Source organism: Paenisporosarcina sp., assembly GCF_057785155.1.
In genome coordinates this window covers 17719-38416 of sequence record NZ_JBYNRN010000046.1, presented here as the reverse complement: position 1 = coordinate 38416, position 20698 = coordinate 17719, and the positions used below count along the sequence as shown (strand labels likewise).

At 37.0% G+C, this 20698-nt stretch carries 21 protein-coding genes; all 21 read right to left on the bottom strand.

From position 1 onward, the window contains the following. Window positions 1-24: 24 nt before the first annotated feature. The 21 genes from AC3EA5_RS16175 to flhA all read right to left on the bottom strand — a co-directional run bounded on the left by AC3EA5_RS16175 (window position 25) and on the right by flhA (window position 20685). Entirely contained in the window at window positions 25-1737 is a 1713-nt protein-coding gene (locus AC3EA5_RS16175) for a proline--tRNA ligase (protein ID WP_488609259.1), read from the bottom strand. A gap of 159 nt (window positions 1738-1896) precedes the next feature. Continuing rightward, on the bottom strand, window positions 1897-3156 hold the full coding sequence (gene rseP, locus AC3EA5_RS16170; protein ID WP_488609258.1) for an RIP metalloprotease RseP: 1260 nt from the start codon (window positions 3154-3156) through the stop codon (window positions 1897-1899). A gap of 45 nt (window positions 3157-3201) precedes the next feature. Then, complete coding sequence (dxr, locus tag AC3EA5_RS16165; protein WP_488609257.1) at window positions 3202-4350, bottom strand: 1-deoxy-D-xylulose-5-phosphate reductoisomerase; 1149 nt, start codon at window positions 4348-4350, stop codon at window positions 3202-3204. 15 nt (window positions 4351-4365) lie between these two features. Continuing rightward, window positions 4366-5160 (bottom strand): phosphatidate cytidylyltransferase, encoded by a 795-nt coding sequence (locus AC3EA5_RS16160; RefSeq protein WP_488609256.1) that lies wholly within the window; start codon window positions 5158-5160, stop codon window positions 4366-4368. Window positions 5161-5165: 5 nt separating this feature from the next. After that, window positions 5166-5951, bottom strand: a complete 786-nt coding sequence (gene uppS, locus AC3EA5_RS16155) for an undecaprenyl pyrophosphate synthase (protein WP_394187406.1) — start codon at window positions 5949-5951, stop codon at window positions 5166-5168. 175 nt (window positions 5952-6126) lie between these two features. Next, window positions 6127-6648 carry a ribosome recycling factor gene (gene frr / locus AC3EA5_RS16150; RefSeq protein WP_394187553.1) on the bottom strand — a complete coding sequence of 174 codons (522 nt, stop codon included), beginning with the start codon at window positions 6646-6648 and terminating at the stop codon, window positions 6127-6129. A 32-nt stretch (window positions 6649-6680) separates the two neighbouring features. After that, window positions 6681-7409, bottom strand: a complete 729-nt coding sequence (gene pyrH / locus AC3EA5_RS16145) for a UMP kinase (protein ID WP_394187405.1) — start codon at window positions 7407-7409, stop codon at window positions 6681-6683. A gap of 122 nt (window positions 7410-7531) precedes the next feature. Further along, entirely contained in the window at window positions 7532-8416 is an 885-nt protein-coding gene (gene tsf / locus AC3EA5_RS16140; protein WP_394187404.1) for a translation elongation factor Ts, read from the bottom strand. 94 nt (window positions 8417-8510) lie between these two features. Continuing rightward, window positions 8511-9227, bottom strand: coding sequence for a 30S ribosomal protein S2 (gene rpsB / locus AC3EA5_RS16135; protein ID WP_394187403.1), 717 nt, complete (start codon window positions 9225-9227; stop codon window positions 8511-8513). Between the two features lie 151 nt (window positions 9228-9378). After that, window positions 9379-9858 carry a hypothetical protein gene (locus AC3EA5_RS16130; protein WP_488609255.1) on the bottom strand — a complete coding sequence of 160 codons (480 nt, stop codon included), beginning with the start codon at window positions 9856-9858 and terminating at the stop codon, window positions 9379-9381. Between the two features lie 8 nt (window positions 9859-9866). Next, window positions 9867-10172: an RNA polymerase subunit sigma gene (locus AC3EA5_RS16125; RefSeq protein WP_488609254.1), complete on the bottom strand. Its 306-nt coding sequence runs from the start codon at window positions 10170-10172 to the stop codon at window positions 9867-9869. 14 nt (window positions 10173-10186) lie between these two features. Further along, window positions 10187-10960: a FliA/WhiG family RNA polymerase sigma factor gene (locus tag AC3EA5_RS16120; RefSeq protein ID WP_394187400.1), complete on the bottom strand. Its 774-nt coding sequence runs from the start codon at window positions 10958-10960 to the stop codon at window positions 10187-10189. A gap of 621 nt (window positions 10961-11581) precedes the next feature. Continuing rightward, on the bottom strand, window positions 11582-11884 hold the full coding sequence (locus AC3EA5_RS16115; protein WP_488609253.1) for a hypothetical protein: 303 nt from the start codon (window positions 11882-11884) through the stop codon (window positions 11582-11584). Then, the gene (locus AC3EA5_RS16110; RefSeq protein WP_488609252.1) at window positions 11884-12381 is read right to left on the bottom strand and encodes a chemotaxis protein CheD; all 498 of its coding nucleotides are present in this window, start codon (window positions 12379-12381) and stop codon (window positions 11884-11886) included. The genes AC3EA5_RS16115 and AC3EA5_RS16110 overlap by 1 nt, the downstream gene beginning before the upstream one ends. Continuing rightward, window positions 12378-13016 (bottom strand): chemotaxis protein CheC, encoded by a 639-nt coding sequence (locus AC3EA5_RS16105; protein WP_488609251.1) that lies wholly within the window; start codon window positions 13014-13016, stop codon window positions 12378-12380. The genes AC3EA5_RS16110 and AC3EA5_RS16105 overlap by 4 nt, the downstream gene beginning before the upstream one ends. A gap of 1 nt (window position 13017) precedes the next feature. Next, window positions 13018-13473: a chemotaxis protein CheW gene (locus AC3EA5_RS16100; protein ID WP_394187396.1), complete on the bottom strand. Its 456-nt coding sequence runs from the start codon at window positions 13471-13473 to the stop codon at window positions 13018-13020. A gap of 24 nt (window positions 13474-13497) precedes the next feature. Next, window positions 13498-15540, bottom strand: coding sequence for a chemotaxis protein CheA (locus AC3EA5_RS16095; RefSeq protein ID WP_488609250.1), 2043 nt, complete (start codon window positions 15538-15540; stop codon window positions 13498-13500). Window positions 15541-15554: 14 nt separating this feature from the next. Beyond that, on the bottom strand, window positions 15555-16670 hold the full coding sequence (locus AC3EA5_RS16090; RefSeq protein ID WP_488609249.1) for a protein-glutamate methylesterase/protein-glutamine glutaminase: 1116 nt from the start codon (window positions 16668-16670) through the stop codon (window positions 15555-15557). A gap of 1 nt (window position 16671) precedes the next feature. Beyond that, window positions 16672-17544: a MinD/ParA family protein gene (locus AC3EA5_RS16085; protein ID WP_488609248.1), complete on the bottom strand. Its 873-nt coding sequence runs from the start codon at window positions 17542-17544 to the stop codon at window positions 16672-16674. Further along, entirely contained in the window at window positions 17528-18655 is a 1128-nt protein-coding gene (gene flhF / locus AC3EA5_RS16080) for a flagellar biosynthesis GTPase FlhF (RefSeq protein ID WP_488609247.1), read from the bottom strand. Before flhF ends, AC3EA5_RS16085 begins: the two co-directional genes overlap by 17 nt. After that, entirely contained in the window at window positions 18652-20685 is a 2034-nt protein-coding gene (gene flhA / locus AC3EA5_RS16075; protein ID WP_488609246.1) for a flagellar biosynthesis protein FlhA, read from the bottom strand. Before flhA ends, flhF begins: the two co-directional genes overlap by 4 nt. Between the last annotated feature and the right edge of the window lie 13 nt (window positions 20686-20698).

The window sequence follows — 20698 nt, the reverse complement described above, 5'->3', positions numbered from 1 at the left end:
ATTAACACAAAGTATTTTTACTAATCACTGATTGAATGTACGAAAAAATGTTTGTAAATGGTCTAATACTTCTTCTCTACTCCACTCAAATGATTCACCAGAATGACGAATTTTCACTTCAACAATGCCTTCTGATGCTTTTTTTCCAACTGTTATTCGAATTGGAAGTCCGATTAAATCTGCATCCGCAAACTTAACTCCCGCACGCTCAGCACGGTCATCATATAACACATCATAACGATATGATTTAAGAAGCTTGTATAAATCATCGGCTAAAGCCACTTGTGCTTCTTCTTTCGTATTTACAGGTACTAAGTGAACGTCATATGGCGAAACAGCCCCAGGCCAAGTAAATCCTTTTTCATCTTGGTATTGTTCGGCTACAGCTGCCATGACTCTAGAAACGCCGATTCCATAACAACCCATAATGTAAGGTTGACTACGTCCATTGTCATCTAAGAAAGTACCATTCATTGGTTCAGAATAAGTCGTTCCCAATTTAAATACATGTCCTACTTCAATCCCTTTAGCAAAGACAATTGTTCCTTTGCCATCTGGTGATGGGTCGCCTTCCATAATGAAACGAAGATCTTCATATAAGTCAACTGCGAAATCTCTTTCTGGGTTCACATTAGTCAGATGAACAGAAGCCTCATTCGCCCCACAAACACCGTTTCGAATAGAAGCAACTGCGTGATCTGCTAAAACTTTTACACCAACCGGAAGTTTAACAGGACCTAGTGATCCAACTTCACATTGCATTAATTGTTTCGTTTCTTCTTCGCTAGCCAATTCAATTGTTTTTACTTGTAAGGCATTTTTCACCTTAATGTCATTAATTTCATGGTCGCCACGTGCTAAAACGATAACAAATTCTTCATCAGCTTTAAACACTAATGTTTTGATACATTGTTGTGGACTTACATTCAAGAAACTAGAAACTTGCTCAATTGTTTTTTGGTCCGGTGTGTTTACTTTTTCCATTTCAAGTAACTCTTCAGTTGATACGTCGTACTTCATATTCACTTCAGCCATTTCAATATTTGCAGCAAAATCAGATGAGTCTGAATAAGCAATTGTATCTTCTCCAATTTCCGAAAGCACCATGAATTCATGCGTGTCTTTTCCGCCAATAGCACCTGAATCTGCAATTACTGCTCTGAAATTAAGTCCTAAACGTGTAAAGATTCGTGAATAAGCTTGAACCATATCTTCATAAGTTTGGTCTAAACTTTCACGTGTTGCATGGAACGAATAAGCATCCTTCATTAGGAATTCTCTTCCGCGCAACAAACCGAAACGGGGACGTTTTTCATCTCTGAATTTCGATTGAATTTGATAAAGCGTTAAAGGTAATTTTTTATAAGATTTTATTTCATCACGCAAAAGTGACGTAATCACTTCTTCATGTGTTGCACCAAGCGCAAATTCACGATTATGTCTGTCTTTTAAGCGCATCAACTCTGGCCCATATGAATACCAACGACCTGTTTCTTGCCATAGTTCAGCTTGTTGCATAGCAGGCATTAGCACTTCAACGCTATTAATAGCATCCATTTCTTCGCGAACGATTTGTTCTACCTTTTGTAGAACTCGTTTACCAAGTGGTAAGAATGAATAAATTCCACTTGTGTTTTGACGAATGAATCCAGATCTTAATAACATTTGATGTGACTTAACATCTGCATCTGCTGGCGTTTCTCGTAGTGTTGGTATAAAAGTTTGACTCTGTTTCATAAATAAATAAGCTCCTCAAACGAATACGTATTTTGGTGATTTTTGAATTCTTTAGTTAGACACACTGCGTTAGTGAAATGTCTTCGAGACCACTAGCTATTAAGCTTAGGTGAGATCTCTTTATGTGAATATCTTCATTGACAATGAATTAAGTATTAATTAAAAGAAAAATCGTTGAATATCGTTCCATGTTACAACAACCATAAGAACCATTAGTAACATAATTCCAACGAAATGAACCATGCCTTCTTTTTGTCGGTCAATCGGTTTTCCACGAATTGCTTCGAACAAGAAGAATAGTAAGCGGCCACCATCTAAAGCAGGTAGTGGAAGTAAATTCATAATCCCCAAATTAATACTTAAAATAGCTGCCCAATTCATTAAATTGAACACGCCGTATTGCGCAACTTCTTCAGTAGCTTTATAAATCCCTACCGGACCAGACAATGCATCGATAGTAAACTGACCTGTTACAAGCATGCCGAGTAGTTCAAAGATTTTGAGAATCCATGTATATGTTTGTTCTGCGCCATAAGCAACTGCTTTAAGCGGATTTTTTTCAACTGGACTTTCATATAACACACCAATTTGACCAAAAGTTTGTCCTTTTTGTTCAATTGTTTTTGGCGTAATGTTCGATTGTAAGGTTTCTCCATCACGTACATATTCAAAATTCAGCTCTTTGCCGGGACTTTCTTGAATCTTTCCGGCTAATTGTTGCCATGAATCAATTGCCTGACCGTTAATTTTAGTTATTAAATCTCCTTCTTGAATGCCTGCTTCAATTGCGGGGCCGTTATCTTGAACACCAGAAATCACTGGTTCGTAGGTAGGAACACCTTGAAGCAATCCAATCGCTAAGAAAATGAAAAAAGCCAAAATGAAATTAAATAAAGGTCCTGCAAAGATAGCCATCGCTCGTTTCCCAATCGATTTCGAACCGAATTGACGATCGTAAGGAGCAATAAGTGTATCCTTGCCATTTTCAGAAATGACAGCATTTCGAGAAACTGAATAACGTACTAAACGTTCTTCTTCATCATAGCCTTCTATCCACAAACCTTTTTCTAAATCTGACCGTTCAACTTCTAGAAAAAGCATGTCTGGTAAAAGTTTATTTTGATTTAAAACAATTTTTGTGACTTCTTCATTTCGATTAAGAAGCAATCCGACACGAAAACCGGGTTGTAATTCAACCGAGTCCATGTCTTCACCAGCCATACGCACATATCCACCTAACGGTAATAAACGGATGGTATATAAAGTTTCACCTTTCGTAAATCCTAAAATTTTCGGTCCAAAACCAATGGCAAATTCTCTGACCATAATCCCTGCTCTTTTGGCGAAAATAAAATGTCCTAATTCATGAAAGAAAACAAGTGATCCAAAAATTAATATAAACGCAATGGTTGATTCCATGGTATCCCACCTTTATCTAGCTTTTCAGTTCACTCAAAGCTTTAATTATTTTACCATGTTTTGAATGGCTTTTCTTGTTTCAGCGTCCACATGAAGAATTGTCTCCAAATCAGGTTTTGAAACAATTTGATGTTCGTCCATGATTCTTTCAATCAACTCTTCAATTTCCAGGAATGAAATACGTTCTTCCAGGAATAAGGCTACTGCCGCTTCATTTGCAGCATTTAGAACAGTTGTCATTGTCCCGCCAGCTCGTCCTGCATCATAGGCTAACTTCAAAGCATGGAATCGTTTCATATTCATTTCTTCAAAATGAAGTTTGCCTATTTCGACCAAGTTTAACCGTTTTGCATTCTTTCTAGGCAAACGATTCGGATACGATAATGCATATTGGATAGGTACTCTCATATCAGGTGTACCTAATTGGGCCATGATGCTTGTATCTTGGAATTCCACCATTGAATGAATGATACTTTCCCTATGTAATACCACTTCAATATCATCATAAGGAATATCAAATAACACATGAGCTTCAATGACTTCTAAACCTTTGTTCATCATTGTAGCTGAATCGATTGTAATCTTGGCGCCCATCGACCAATTCGGATGATTTAAAGCATCTTTAATGGTTACATTGGCTAATTCTTCTCTCGTCTTATCACGGAAGCTGCCTCCAGATGCTGTTAAAATCAGTTTACTGATCTCACTGCGGTTTTCTCCATTCATTGATTGAAAAAGTGCTGAATGTTCACTATCCACAGGTAATATAGAGGTCTGGTATTTTTCAGCGGCAGCCATAACGAGATGTCCTGCTGTTACGAGTGTTTCTTTATTGGCCAAAGCGATAGTCTTCTGTTGTTTAATAGCTTCTAATGTTGATTCTAAACCTACGCTTCCTAAAACCGCATTCACAAGTACACTCGTATCAGAGTGGGTTGCGACCTCAACTAACCCCTTCGAGCCATAAGTGAATTGAATTTTAGGGAATTCTTGTTGAAGCACTCGAGAATCAGATTCTTCTTGAACAGACACTAGCGAAGGGTTGAAATCACGAAGAATCTCACGTGCTTTGTCCAAGTTGCGGCCAACAGAAAAGGCAACTAAATTAAATTCTTCTGGATGTTCTTTTATAATATCAAGTGTTTGTATTCCTATTGATCCTGTAGCGCCTAATAAACTTATATGCTTCGTCATGCAATTCAATCCCCTTTATGCAACAAAATGCAAGAAATGTAATAATGGTAGGACGAACAATAAACTATCGAATCGGTCTAATATTCCTCCGTGCCCAGGTAAAATATCGCCTGAATCCTTTACTTGGTATTGTCGCTTTAAAGCAGATTCAACTAAATCACCTATTTGCCCAAAAATAGAAGCAATGATTGTAACAATGATTAAAGCAATGATTGAAATTGGGAAAGGAGAGATGAACTGAAAAATGAGCGCAAAAACAATGGCCGTTATAATCCCGCCAACAAAACCTTCAATGGTTTTGTTCGGTGAAATATCAGGCCATAATTTGTTTTTACCAAATTTTTTGCCTATGAAATAGGCACCTGAGTCCGTTGTCCACACAATTCCTAATGCAAAAATGACATATTCAATACCAGCCATTCGCGTTTCAACAAAATAGAAAAATCCGATTCCAATATATAGAGCACCTAAAATCGAAAAGGCTGCATCATCAAAATTAAAGCGATTTTTTACTACAACAATATAAGTTAATAAAATTAATATGGTTATAAGTGCTAAATCTATTTTTGTGTAGCTAGTTAAATCCATTAATTGATTTGCCCATTTGGTAGGTAATAAAAATACAAACAAAGCAAACAATGAAATTAATCCTGGAACAGAAAAAAGGGATAGTCCCTTCATCTTTAAAATTTCATATAAAGCTACAGTTGCCATCGCATACACCAATATAGTGAATGGTAGACCTCCTAAAATGACAATCGGTATAAAAAATGCAGCAGCTATCACAGCTGTGAGTATGCGTTGTTTCAAGTGCTTTACTCCCCTTTCAATCCTCCGTAACGTCTATTCCTTTTCTGATAGCTCTCCACTGCATCAAGTAAACAACTTTCATCAAAATCAGGCCATAACGTATCAGTAAACCAAAATTCTGTATAAGCTAATTGCCATAACATGAAATTACTAAGACGTACTTCCCCACTTGTACGAATTAAAAGGTCCGGTTCAGGTAATGAGCAAGTCATTAAATGTTGTGAAAGCATTTCTTCTGTAATTTCAGAAGGCAGTAGCTTGCCTTGTTTCACTTGTTCAGCAAGACTTTGAGTTGCTTTTGTAATTTCTGAGCGACTTCCATAGTTTAATGCAAAGTTTAAAACTAATCCTGTATTGTCTTTTGTTGCAAGCATTGCTTTATTAACAGCAGCGTGTGTATGTGGTGGAATTGAATCGATTTCTCCCATCATTTCGACACGAACATTTTGTTCAATCAGTTCTGGTAAATACGTACCTAAAAATTCTTCCGGCAACCTCATGAGAAAATCGACTTCCATTTTTGGTCGTTTCCAATTTTCGGTTGAGAAAGCATATACAGTTAAGGCTTTCACGCCTAGATCATTCGCTAATCGTGTGATTTTTCTAACGGTTTTCATGCCTTCATGATGTCCAGCTACTCTAGGAAGTGCACGTTTTTTTGCCCATCTCCCGTTACCATCCATAATAATGGCAATGTGAGTAGGTATCATTTCATTTTTCACTAGCGAAATTCGTTCCGCTAACATTAGGTTCGGTCGTTCAGTATTACGCCGAAAGAGTTTATTCAACATATTGGAGCCTCCACTTTACTTACATCTCGGAACGGTTTCTTTCTTATCATAACAAAAAATGCTGGCATATTCTTCATTCTGACGAAAAAAAAGACGTCCTAGTAGTAAGGACGTCTTCATTAAAAGAAAGTTCTACCGTTAAGAAAGAAAATTAGGATAAGGTTAGGACGATTCTTTAAACCTCTAAAATTTCTTTTTCTTTATCTTTTGCAACTTGATCAATTTTCACAATATGATCATCCGTTAATTTTTGAACATCTTCTGTGAAGCTGCGTAAATCATCTTCAGTGATATCACCATTTTTTTCCAACTTTTTCAATTCATCATTTGCATCACGACGGATGTTGCGAATTCCAACTTTTGCTTCTTCAGCTTCTTTTTTAACCACTTTAACTAAATCTTTACGACGTTCTTCAGTTAACGCTGGAATGGCAATTCGAATCAACGTTCCATCATTAGACGGAGAAATACCAAGATCAGATTTCAGAATTGCTTTTTCAATGTCACCAAGTGAAGACTTATCGTAAGGTTGAATCGTGATCAAACGAGCTTCTGGCGTCGCAACTCCAGCAATTTGATTAATAGGTGTTGGAGCACCGTAGTAATCAACAAAGATTTTATCAAGCAATGAAGCACTTGCACGACCTGCACGAATCGTTGAAAGTTCACGAGTCAATGCTTGAATTGCTTTTGTCATTCTTTCAGTAGTTTGATTTAATACTTCTTTAGTCAATTTGAGTTCCTCCTAACAACTGTTCCGATTTTTTCACCTAATACAACACGTTTAATATTTCCATGTTCCATTATTGAGAATACGATAAGCGGAATATCATTGTCCATACATAAGGTTGATGCTGTAGAATCCATCACTTGCAGACCTTGTTGGATAACTTCTAAGAAAGATAACTCATCATATTTTTTAGCATTACTATTTGTTTTAGGATCGTCTGAATAAACACCGTCAACATTGTTTTTACCCATTAAAATAACATCTGCTTCAATTTCTGCTGCTCTAAGAGCCGCTGTCGTATCAGTAGAGAAATAAGGATTTCCAGTACCTGCTGCAAAAATCACAACACGTTTCTTTTCAAGATGACGAATTGCTTTTCTACGAATATATGGCTCAGCAACTTGTCTCATCTCAATCGATGATTGAACCCGAGTTTCAATGCCGACTTTTTCTAAAGAGTCTTGCAAGGCTAATGAATTCATAACGGTTGCTAACATGCCCATATAATCGGCTGTAGCACGATCCATTCCCATTTCACTACCTATTTTCCCACGCCAAATGTTTCCGCCGCCAACTACTACAGCAACTTCCACACCTAACTCAACTACTTCTTTTACTTGTTCTGCAACTGACATAATAATTTGGGGTGATAGACCAAAACCTTGCTCCCCTGCTAATGCTTCTCCGCTTAGCTTTAGTACAACTCTTTTGTATTGTGGTTCGCTCATAGGAATCCTCCATCACACTTTTTTGTGGAAAAATAGGGAACACAAAATCGTGCCCCCTAGGTAAAATCGTATAATTGGATGTATATTCTGTTCATCACATAAAGTGATTAACTGAATAATAATTACCCTTTGTTAACTTGGCTCATAACTTCTTCAGCGAAGTTATCTTGACGTTTTTCAATTCCTTCACCAACAGAGTAACGAACGAATTCTGTTACTGTTCCGCCAGTTGAGTTAACGAAATCACGTACTTTTTGATCTGAATTTTTAACGAAAGATTGATCTAAAAGACAAACCTCTTCAAAATACTTACCAAGACGACCTTCAACCATTTTAGCAACAATGTTTTCTGGTTTGCCTTCGTTTAAAGCTTGCTCAGTTAACACTTTACGCTCGCGGTCAACTTCTTCTTCAGAAACTTCATCACGAGAAATGAATTGCGGGTTTAATGCAGCAACATGCATTGCAACATCTTTAGCAGCTTGCTCGTTTGTAGATCCTTCAAGCATTACCAATACGCCAATACGTCCACCCATATGAAGGTAAGGACCGAAAGCATCATTGTCTGTTTTTGTACGAACAACAAATCGACGTAAAGTGATTTTTTCACCAATTTTAGCAATTGCATTTGAAATGTGATCAGCTACTGTAAGACCATTTGGAAGTGTCGAAGCTGTTGCTTCTTCAACTGAAGCTGGTTTAGTCGCTAACAAGTGTTCAGCTAATTCTTTAACAAGTACTTGGAAGCCTTCGTTTTTAGCAACGAAGTCAGTCTCAGCATTTACTTCAAGAAGTACTGCCTCATTACCTTTTACTAAAATAGATGTTGTACCTTCAGCAGCAATACGGTCTGCTTTTTTAGCAGCACTTGAAAGACCTTTTTCACGTAAGAAATCGATTGCCTCTTCAAGATTACCATTTGTTTCTACTAATGCTTTTTTACAGTCCATCATACCTGCGCCTGTTTTTTCACGTAATTCTTTTACCATTTGAGCTGTAACTGCCATTATTGTTTCCTCCTATCAATATATATGAGTGTCTTTTTCTCAAAAAAAGGTGATAAGGGGTTTAGCCGCTTATCACCTTTATCGTACATGTGAATTATTCTGCAGCAGCTTCAGCTGGAGCTTGTTCTTCACCTTGTCTTGATTCCATTAAAGCATCTGCCATTTTAGCTGTTAATAATTTAACGGCACGAATCGCATCATCATTTGCTGGAATTACATAATCAATTTCATCAGGGTCACAGTTAGTATCTACAATTCCAACGATTGGAATGTGTAATTTGATAGCTTCTGCAACAGCAATACGCTCTTTACGTGGGTCAACGATGAACATAACATCTGGAGTCCCTTTCATGTCGCGAATACCGCCTAAGAATTTAACAAGACGTTCGTGTTCTTTTTTAAGTTGTCCTACTTCTTTTTTAGGAAGAACTGTGAATGTACCGTCTTCTTCCATTTTTTCGATAGCTTTCATACGATTAACTCGTTTTTGAATAGTACCGAAGTTAGTTAGTGTACCACCCAACCAACGTTGGTTAATGTAGTACATACCTGAACGCTCTGCTTCTTCTTTGATAGCATCTTGTGCTTGTTTTTTCGTACCTACGAAAAGAACTTTACCACCATCTGCTCCAACTTGACGCATGAAAGCATAAGCTTCTTCAAGTTTCTTAACTGTTTTTTGTAGATCGATGATGTAGATTCCGTTACGTTCAACAAAAATGTATTTTTTCATTTTTGGATTCCAACGGCGAGTTTGGTGACCGAAGTGTACACCAGCTTCAAGTAATTGTTTCATTGAAATTACTGACATTTTTTGTTTCCTCCTGGTTTGGTTTAATTTCCCTCCGCATTCTTCAACTAGAGCACAAGACCTTAATTTAATAAGGACCACTTGTCACTATCCAAATGCGTGTGTGATAACACCATTTGATAATATACCATATATAAAATAGTACTGCAACCTATTCATGGTGAAATTTTAACATAAGCTCAATTTCAGTTTTCCCTTTTCCTAATTGCTTAGCGATTTCTTCAATTGATTTACCAGCATTTGATAAAGCTAAAACTTGATTTTGTGGAGTTAGTTCATTTTTACTCTCTACTGTTTCTTTAACAGGGGAAGCTTGTTGATAAAGTTTTGCAACTGCACTTTTCGAAACAGTTGACCGAGGTGAAAATGGAATCTCATCTATTGGTGTTTTTTCTTCTACTTTTATAAGGTGATTCGTTTCCTTCGTTATAGCCAACTCTTCGATTAAACGGTTATTTTCGTCTTTTATTTCAAATAAATACGCACTTACTGCATCGTCCATTTCTTTCATAAATTCTTCGTGTTGCTTTTCTATATCTTTCGCATTAGATAGTCTAGTAAATAATAATGCGATTAGAAAAAAAGAAACAAATTGAAGAATAAATAAGAATGTTAATAACACACCTGACATAGATACTCCTATCCACTAAAGTCCACAAAATTCCCTTTATAGGGATGCTTTGACACAACTTTAGTTTCTATACTATTTTCTTCTTGTTCCTCTTGCTGTTCAGAATCATGTTGTTTTGGATCTTTCTCTTGATGTAATTCTTCAGCATGCAATGTCGTCGTAACGGTAGAACGATTTCGTTCTAATTGTCGCATCATGGCATCAGAAGCCGCTTCTTGGTTTCTCAATGTTAACTGATTTGCTGTATCAGACATCTTGCCAGCGTCAAATGTTTTGGGTATGGCAATTTGTAATTCGACACCTTTTAGGCTCATATGTTTTCCCCCAATTAGGCATTTAACATTTCACTGGTTAAATACTTTCGTAACTTAAAAAGGGCTTTAGAATGAATTTGTGAAATTCTTGAGGTCGATAAATTTAGCATTTCACCGATTTCGGTTAGTGTTAACTCTTCTGTATAGAACAAACTAAGGACTAGTTGTTCTTTTTCGTTTAATAATTTTATGCGATCAGCAAGGTCTCCTAATAATTCAACCTTTACCAGTTGTTGCTCTGGTGATTTCGTTTCGACATCACGAATGACAAATGATTTGCCTTCAGCCTCTTCACTGTCTTGTATTTGTTCATCAATCGACAAGACATTTGAAAAGAAATGTTCTTGGACGGTTCGGTAAATATCATCAACAGGTAAATCAACATGCGCAGCCACTTCTTCAGGTGTCGCATGCCTCATCAATTTTTGTTCTAATTCTTCAATATTAGCCTCTAACTTTTTAGCCTTTTCTCGAGTTGATCGTGGAAGCCAATCTTCTTTTCTTAAACCATCAATAATTGCTCCTCGAACACGGAACGATGCATATGTATCAAATTTCAAGTCCCTTTGAGGCTCAAATTTATTAAGCGCATCGAATAACCCCATCATCCCTAAACTTTTCAAGTCATCTTTTGAGACATTCTTGGGTAGACCTGCACCAATTCTTTGGACATGATAATTAACCAAGGGGGTATATTTACGGATTAACAAATCGCCTGCATCTGGATCTTTTTCGTTTATCCATAGTTGCCAGTTACGTTGTTCGTCGGATTGATTGGATTGTGTCATCGAATCCCCCTATCATTTGTAAAAAAATATATTTAAGAACATTATAACAAATATTTCGACAAAAAGGGCAGCTGAATACACTCAGCTGCCCATGAATTAGACAAATAAAATAAACGTTGATTTTCATTGCGGTGGACGCTTTCCGCGGGCAAGACTTCAGCCGCTTCCCTCGCTATGCTCAGTCCAGGTCTTCAGTTCTTGCTGATTCCGCTGGAGTCGCCACCTCCATTTCAATCAACTGAAAATGATGTAAATATGAATATAATTATCTGTATTTTTGTTCATATAATTATAAACACCTTTTACTATATTACTTCAAACTGCAACATAGGGTAGTTGCAAGTTATTACACTGAGCGTTTACGTGTTAGATTTCTTATCGTAAAACAGCTATATCAACGATTGGTTTGCTTGTGAAGTTATCATGAATATAACTTACCGTATGTTGATATAAAGTACAGTGTCAAAATGAGTGACTATTTCTTGAGACACCTGTGGAAAACGAAACACGTTAAACAATAAATTTCAATTGTTAAAGCCTTAAAGCCTTGGAAATGAAACTTTATTTTTTTAATCATAATTTAAGGCAGCTGAATATATTCAGCTGCCTTAAATATCTGTATTATTCATCTTTCAATAATTGCTTTACGACTGCAGCCATTTCTTCAGCTGATGGGTTCGTTTCGTTGGATTTTTGTTGTGCAATCTCCACTTGTTCAATTAAGTCTAAAACTGGCATCTCTTCAGATTGCCATACGTAATAGAGGGAATATCGAATAATAAATGTGAGAAGGAATAATACTAAGGCCCAAATAAACGAACCGGTCAGTATGGATATGGGTGTGCCATTAGGTAAAGCAAGAGCAAAATACAATGAAAAGGCAATTAAAGCTGCCCAACAATTAGATAATATAGAACCAACCATTAGATATCAATCACTCCTTGGTTAACCGTTCGAATATTTAATAGTCCAGTAGATGGGTCAAATTCAATCGTTCTCCCACTGCTACCGCCTGTTTCTTCTGCGATTAATGGAATTTTAAACTGTAGCAAACATGCCTTTACCGCTTCTACGTTTCGGGGCCCAATTCGTAAAGTATCTCTGCTTGATGCAAATTGGAACATTTGTGCGCCGCCAGCAATTTTTGCTTTCAGTTTAAATGGTTGAACACCTTCAAGTTTTAACTGTTCGATCATGGCAGGTATACCAGTATCAGCGAATTTCGCAAGATTGATTGACTCAGTGCGATTAAGACTTGAGTCAGGTAACATAACGTGGACTAATCCAGCAATTTTTTGGAACTCATTATACAAAACTACACCCACACAAGACCCAAGACCAGATGTCCGAATTGTATCCGGATTCTTTGCCACATTCATATCTGCAATACCTACTTTGACAACCTGCCTTGTAATGATCATGGTAAGGTAACTCCTAATGATTTAAAAATGGAATCAAACGATTCTGGGTCAGGAAGTAAAAAGAAATGGCCTCTCACATCTTCTGAACCCGGCACATCTTCTTCATGAATAGCTGTGTCAATTACAATAACGTAGTCGCTAACTTGAGACAATTCAACTAAACCAAAACTAATAATTGCTCCTACCATGTCAACCGTTAATGCTGGCACAGTAGGATATATTTTTAATCTCGTGAAATCTGAAAGTGCCGATAGATAGGAACCTGATAAAATATTCCCTAGCTCTTGCATTGCCGAAATTCCAATCTCTGATAATGGTGGTTTTTCAAAATCAAATGTTGGATCTTGTATTAAGTTTCGAATGAAAGCATTTGATTGTTCAATTGGTAGTATAAAAAACATACTACCTGAAACATCTCCCTCAATTCGTAGATAAATAGCCGTTACGACATTATCTGGTCCACCAGCAAGATCCATCATGTCATCAAAAGACACCATTTCAACTTTTGGAACTTTCATATCGATTTTCTTATTTAAAAGACTGGATAATGCTGTGGCTGCATGAGCAGCTCCAATATTCCCAATTTCTTTTAAAACATCTAGATGGATAGATGTAATATTTTGATGAATCCCCATATTATATGGCCTGCTTAATTGGATTCAATACCTTTTCTAATTGCAGCATGACAAGCAGTCGACGTTCCAGTTTTGCAACGCCTCCAATAAATTCGGATTCAATTGAACCGACTACATCAGGTTGAGGTTCGATTGCGGATAAAGGAATGTCCAATACATCATTTGCAGCATCGACGATTAATCCTACTTCCATATCCTCAAGCTTAATCATAATCATACGAGATTGTTCATTGGCTTCACTTGCCTGCAAGTTAAAACGTTCACGTAAATCGATGATTGGTGTGACTACACCACGTAAGTTAATAACTCCTTTTACAAATGAAGGTGTTTTAGGTACACGTGTAATGTGCATCATTTTTTCAATTGACTGCACTTGGCTTACTGGAATTACATATTCTTTATTCATTAGTTCAAATACGATAACTTTTAAATCATCCATTGCTTTTAATTCTGTCATTTTTCCGCACCCTCTCCGAGTGAACTATTTGATCAATGCATTACAATCAACAATCAATGCCACTTTACCGTTTCCTAAAATGGTTGCACCTGAAATGGCAAATACACTTGATAAATAATTACCTAATGATTTAAGTACAATTTCTTGTTGACCAACAAATGAATCAACAACTAGTCCAGCCATTTTGTCACCTTTGCGAACAATAACTACTGATAAAAACTCTTCATCGCTCTGTTCATTTCTTGGAACACTGAAGACGTCATCCAAGAATACAAGAGGAACAACTTTGCCACGGAAATCAATTACCTTTTGGTTGTGAGCATTTAATATATCAGTTGAACGAATAATTGCTGTTTCAATAATTGATGATAATGGGATTGCAAACATTTCTTCTTCAATTTCAACAAGCATTACTGAAATAATAGACAATGTTAATGGCAATTGAATCGAGAATAATGAACCTTTCCCTTCAGTTGAATCAATCGTGATAAATCCACCTAAAGATTCTATGGTCGATTTCACTACATCAAGTCCAACACCACGACCAGAAACATCTGAAATGGTATCAGCAGTTGAGAAGCCAGATGCCATTATCAATTCAAACACTTGCTTATCGGTCATCGTTGCAGCCATTTCATTTGTAACGATTCCTTTAGAAATTGCTTTATTTAAAACTTTGTCTCGGTTAATCCCTGCTCCATCATCTTCTAGCTCGATAAATACATGGTTCCCACTATGATAAGCTCTCAAAACAACTGTACCTTCTTCAGGTTTACCATTCGCTACACGAATTTCTGGTCGTTCTACGCCGTGATCAAGTGCATTTCGTATTAAGTGAACAAGTGGGTCTCCAATTTCATCAATAACTGTTCGGTCAAGTTCAGTTTCTGCACCGATGATTTCAAGGTTAATTTTCTTATTCAAATCACGCGCTAACTGACGAACCATTTTAGGGAATCGATTAAATACTGTCTCTACCTGAACCATACGCATTGTTAAAATAATTGTCTGTAAGTCTCCGGAGATTCTTGTCATGCGTTCGACAGTTTCATCTAATTCGCTATGGTTTAACTCTGATGAAATTGACTGCAGTCTTCCTCGGTCAATTACAAGTTCTTCAAATAGATTCATTAAAATATCTAATCTCTCGATATTTACACGAATTGTTTTATTTCCAGCTTGTACACCTTTTGATGGAGCGTTAGTTGCATTTTGAGCAACAGCCACATCATTTGATGAACTTGTATTTTGAGATTGATTTTCATTTTCTACAACTGGGGATTCATTATTTCTAGATTGTAATTGTTCAATCGTCACTGAATGAACGACGACTTCCACAACCTCAGAAACTTTCATTAATTTCTTTTGAACATCTTCAGCGGGTTCGTTGGTAACTAATGATACATGGAATTGAGTATCGAACTGCTCACTTTCTAACTGATCTACTGATGGGGAAGACTTAATGACATCGCCCATTTTTTCAAGTAATTCAAATACCATAAAGACACGTGCAGCTTTCAATAAACAGTCTTCACGTAAGCTTACAGAAATTTCATATGTATTAAAACCTTGCTCATGTGATTGAGAGATGACGGTTAGTTCGAATTCATCGTATGTTAAGAATGAATGTTGTTTCGTTTCTTCTACAGTTGTTGCGGCAATTTCAGAAGTATCAACTACTGCTAATTCACCTTTTTCTATGGCATTTAAATCTTTAACAGTTGCGCTTACATCGCGCTTTCCTGTTCCACCACTCGCTATGTCCATAACCATTGCTTCTAAATGATCCACTGCAGTAAAGACCACATCAAGAATAGCCGTCGTCACGACAATTTTTTCATTTCGAATGGCATCAAGGACGTTCTCCATTTTGTGTGTTAAATCTGCTGTGTCTTCATACCCCATTGTTGCTGACATCCCTTTTAAAGTATGTGCAGAACGGAAAATCTCATTTACAATTCTTAAATCTGAAGGATTTTTTTCTAATTCCAACAAATTTTCATTACATGCTTGTAAATGTTCTTTGCTTTCTTCGATGAACATTTCTAAATATTGACTCATCTCCATTGAATGGCACCCCTTTAAGGCAAGAATTTCATGATTATTTTCGCTATATCATCGACATCTGCCACGTCGTCGATTAAACCCGTTTCAAATGCAGCTTTTGGCATGCCGTATACAATACATGTATCGGCAGATTCACCGATTGCTTTTACTACACCTTTTTCTTTCAGTTGAATTAAGCCCTTAGATCCGTCTGAACCCATCCCCGTCATAATAACGGCAATTTTATCAACATCCGATAAAAGACTTGCACTTTCAAATAAGACATCCACTGAGGGACGATGTCCGACTCGAGGTGGAAGTTGGTTATTTAATTCAACCGCATAGTTCGTACCTATACGCGCAAGTTGTAAATGAAAGCCTCCTGGTGCTATATAGGCCGTTCCATCCATGAGTACTTCACCATGCTCCGCTTCTTTCACATGAATCTCCGATAATTGGTCAAGTCGGTTAGCAAGTGATTTTGTAAATCCAGCAGGCATATGCTGTACAACTAATATCGGCGAGTTTATGTTTTTTGGAAGTCTTGTTAAAACTTCTTGTAAAGCACGTGGTCCACCTGTTGAAGTTCCGATTAAAACTATTTTTTTTCGTGACGTCACCCATTTGTGTTCATTTGATTTTTCAGAAGTCGCAGCTATAGGTAATGTGCGTTCGCGATCTTTTTCATTTACCGTTTTTTTCGGAAGCTTACTTACTTCCGTGTTTCGAATTTTTTTTACCGGAACTTGAGAGGCGTGGAAAATTTTTTCTACTAACTCATCTTTGACCTTGTGTAAATCAAGTGAAATGGTTCCACTTGGTTTTGCAACAAAATCGACAGCTCCATATTCCATCGCAAGCATCGTGTTTTCTGTTCCACTCTCCGTAGTACTCGATAACATAACAATAGGAACAGGATATTCTGCCATAATTAGTTTTAACGCTTCAATGCCATTCATCTCCGGCATTTCTACATCCATCGTGACAACATCCGGTTTTAGGGACTTCATTTTTAATAAAGCATCTTTCCCATTTCGCGCTGTTCCAACGACATCAATTTGAGGATGATCAGTAAAAAAGTCACTAATAAGTTTTCGCATAAATGCAGAATCATCAACGATGAGTAACTTTTTCTTTTCGCCTAAAATCATGTTAGTCACGACCTTTCTTAAACATGTTTTTCAAACGAATGATAAAAGTATTTTGTTGTTCATTTGCATGTACTTCTTCTTGCGAAGATTCTATAAAACGATTCGTCATTACACGAAGTGTTTTTGAAATTTCAGCTTCTGGATACAAGATTGAGAAAGGCATTTGCTCTTTTACAGCTTTTCTAACGGCCGGATCTTCTGGAAGTGATCCTAATATCGTAACGTCCTTATCAAGAAACTTAGACATAGCAAAGGAAAGTCTCGTTACTGTGTCCCTTCCTTCTTCTGCAGTAAAAGCCCGATTACAAACAACATAAAAATTCTTTTCTGGATCCTTAAAATGAATATACTTCATCATAGAATACGCGTCTGTTATAGCAGTTGGCTCAGCAGTCGATATCACAATGACATCGTCCACAGCTACGATTAAATCTAAAATCTTATTTGTAGCACCTGCGCCCATATCGAACAAAATAACATCGTATTCTTTTTGGAAATGTTCAAATGCTTGGATTAACCGATCAAACATCTCATCAGTCCATTCCAATACACCATTCAATCCAGATCCACCTGATATATACTTCATACCATTAGGTCCTTCGTACATAACACTTTCCAATGACTGTTTTCCATCTAAATAATCTTTTAAATTCGTAGGGACACTTTTCCCTAATAAAATATGAATATTGCCCATACCAATGTCCATATCGATAACGACAATCTTTTTACCTAATGAAGCTAGCATGGAAGAAAAGTTTAATGAAAAATTACTCTTTCCCACTCCACCTTTCCCACTAACTACAGCGATAGAGCGACCAATTTGACCTTGGTTACGAAGCATATGCATTCGAAGTGACTCAGCTTGATCTCTCATCTTCATACTCCTTAAAAAGTAACTTTAATAAAGAATCAACTGAAGCTTCATTTATATCTTCCGGGACTTCTTGCCCATCCGTATAGTAAGCAAGTCCCTTATTATATTTAATCATTAAATTGATCATAGAGCCAATAGAATTTGTTTCATCAGCTTTCGTGAAAATAAATTGTTCGATGGGAAACGAGCTAAACTGTTCAATAATCGTTTCCATATCTTTCTCTTTTGAAGTACTTGATAGAACTAAATACGATTCAACATTGTCTTCAAATTGAATCAGCTTTTTCACGTCTTCTACAAACTTCACTTCTTTATAGTTACGACCTGCCGTATCAATGAATACCAAATCGTAGTCTTTATAAGTTTCCATCGCCTTTTTGAAATCTTCGCTATTATAGACGATTTCCACTGGGGCTTGCAGTAAACCAGCGTACGTTTTCAATTGCTCGATTGCGGCAATTCGGTATGTATCTGTTGTAATAAAACCAATTTTCTTTTTCTTTTGTAAAACAGAGTGAGCAGCCATCTTGGCAATCGTTGTCGTTTTTCCAACTCCAGTTGGACCAAGGACATTAATGTACTTCTTTTGATAGGAAAGGCCACCAAATGGAACATCTTTTAAAGCTCCTTTTAAGACTTGAGTGGCAATTTGACGATATGATAGGGATTGTTTATTTAAATCATTTTCATTTACATGTTCAAAAAGCTCATCACCAATACGTGTGATAAGCTCTTCATTTATTTCATGATTACGTAAATATTGAAGGAAAGACTCAATGTCTTCCGTATATTTTTTTGTTTCAACTGGTCGCTGCAATGATTGAACAAGCATTTTGATATCACTTAACTCTTTTTTTAGTTCACTTGGAACGACTTCTTCTTTTTTAACACTTGATATCATTTCTTTTTGAAGTGGTTGAACAGGTTGAAGTGGTGTTTCATATTTATCCATTCCAGCAACAACTTCAATGGTTTTCTTTTTAAAGAGACCCAAAAACCCCTTCGTATAAACTACTTTTGAATTTAAAATCACCGCGTCATCACCTAAATCGGCACGAACTTTGCTCATAGCCTCTGTCATTGTGACTGCTGAATATTTTTTCATTTTCATTCTACGTTCACCACCCCAACACTTTGTACTTCAATCGATGATTCCAGTTCGTTGTATGAAAGAATCGGAATTTGCGGGAAATAACGCTCTGTCATTTGTCTCAAGTACAACCGTACCGCTGGCGAACATAATACAACCGGCGATTGTTCAATGAGAGAAACCCGATCGACTTCCTTCGCAATGGACTCTAAAATATTTTGAGAATCACTAGGATCAATTGACAAATAATTCCCATGTTCTGTTTGTTGAATACTATCAGCAATTAGTTTTTCGACTCTACCTGATACCGTTAATACTTTTAAATTAGCTTGCGTACCAGCATATTGCGTCGTAATTTGACGTGCTAAAGATTGTCTAACATACTCGGTTAAAATATCGACATCAGAAGTCATTTTCGAATAATCAGCTAATGTTTCAAATATAATCGGTAAATTTCGAATCGAAACATGCTCTTTAAGTAATTTAGCTAGAACTTTTTGTATTTCGCCTACTGATAATGGTGTAGGTGTTAACTCATCCACCAAAATAGGATACGTTTCTCGTACATGATCGATTAACTGTTTCGTTTCTTGTCTTCCTAATAACTCATTTGCATTCGCTCGAATGATTTCGGTCATATGTGTAGATACCACACTCGGAGGATCGACTACTGTATAGCCTAGCATTTCAGCATCTTCTTTTACATGCTCTGTAATCCATTTAGCTGGCAATCCAAATGAAGGCTCAATTGTATCTATTCCTTCAATCGTATCATCGTCTCCTGGACTCATTGCTAAGTAATGATCAAGCAATAGTTCCCCACGTGCCAATTCGTTCCCTTTGATTTTTATTCGATATTCATTTGGTTGTAATTGAATATTATCTCGAATACGAACAACTGGAATAACAATCCCAAGCTCAAGTGCTAGCTGTCTTCGAATCATAACAACTCGATCTAGTAAATCTCCACCTTGTGCTGTATCTACTAATGGAATTAATCCATAACCAAACTCGAATTCAATTGGATCGACATTTAGTAGGTTCACTACGTTTTCTGGGCTCTTCATTCCATCCGTCGCCACTTCTTCTTCATATTCAAGAACTTCAGCTGGATCTTCTTCTACTTTACGACTCATCATAAATGCACCAATTGCTAAAGTAGCGGCTAATGGAATTGTAAGTAAATCAGTAATCGGTGTGAATAAACCTAGAAGGAAAATGGTAGCAGATGCTACATATAGTAATTTTGGTTGGCTCAATAACTGACCCGTAATATCCGACCCTAAATTTCCTTCTGAAGCTTGACGAGTTACCACAATCCCTGTAGCAGTTGAGATAAGCAAAGCAGGTACTTGTGATACAATTCCATCTCCAACTGTTAATTGAGAGAACAACAAGGCCGCTTCACCAAATGGCAGACCCATTTGGACAACACCAATAATCATTCCTACTAATAAGTTGATAATAACGATAATAATACCGGCAATCGCATCACCTTTAACGAATTTAGTAGCTCCATCCATTGCTCCATAAAAGTCTGCTTCATTCCCAACTTTTAATCGTCTTTCTCGCGCCTGCGCTTCAGAGATCATCCCGGCATTTAAATCCGCATCAATACTCATTTGCTTACCAGGCATTGCATCAAGAGTGAAACGAGCAGCTACTTCAGATACTCGCTCTGCCCCTTTTGTAATAACAATGAACTGAATAATAATTAGGATGACGAAAACCACCATACCAACGAGGACATTTCCGCCCACCACGAACGTTCCAAATGTTTCAACAACCCCACCAGCTTCACCGTTACTTAAAATGGAACGGGTTGTCGAAACGTTCAAACCTAATCGGAATAACGTTAACAATAAAAGCAAGGAAGGAAATATGGAAAACTCCAACGCTTCCTTCATATTCATAGAAGTTAATAAAACCATTAATGCCAATGTAATATTGACCATGATTAAAAAACTTAACATCCATCCTGGAAGTGGAATGATGAGCATCGCTACTATTAAAATGACGGCTGCTAAAACTCCGATGTCGCGAATCTGCATGACTTGCCCTCCA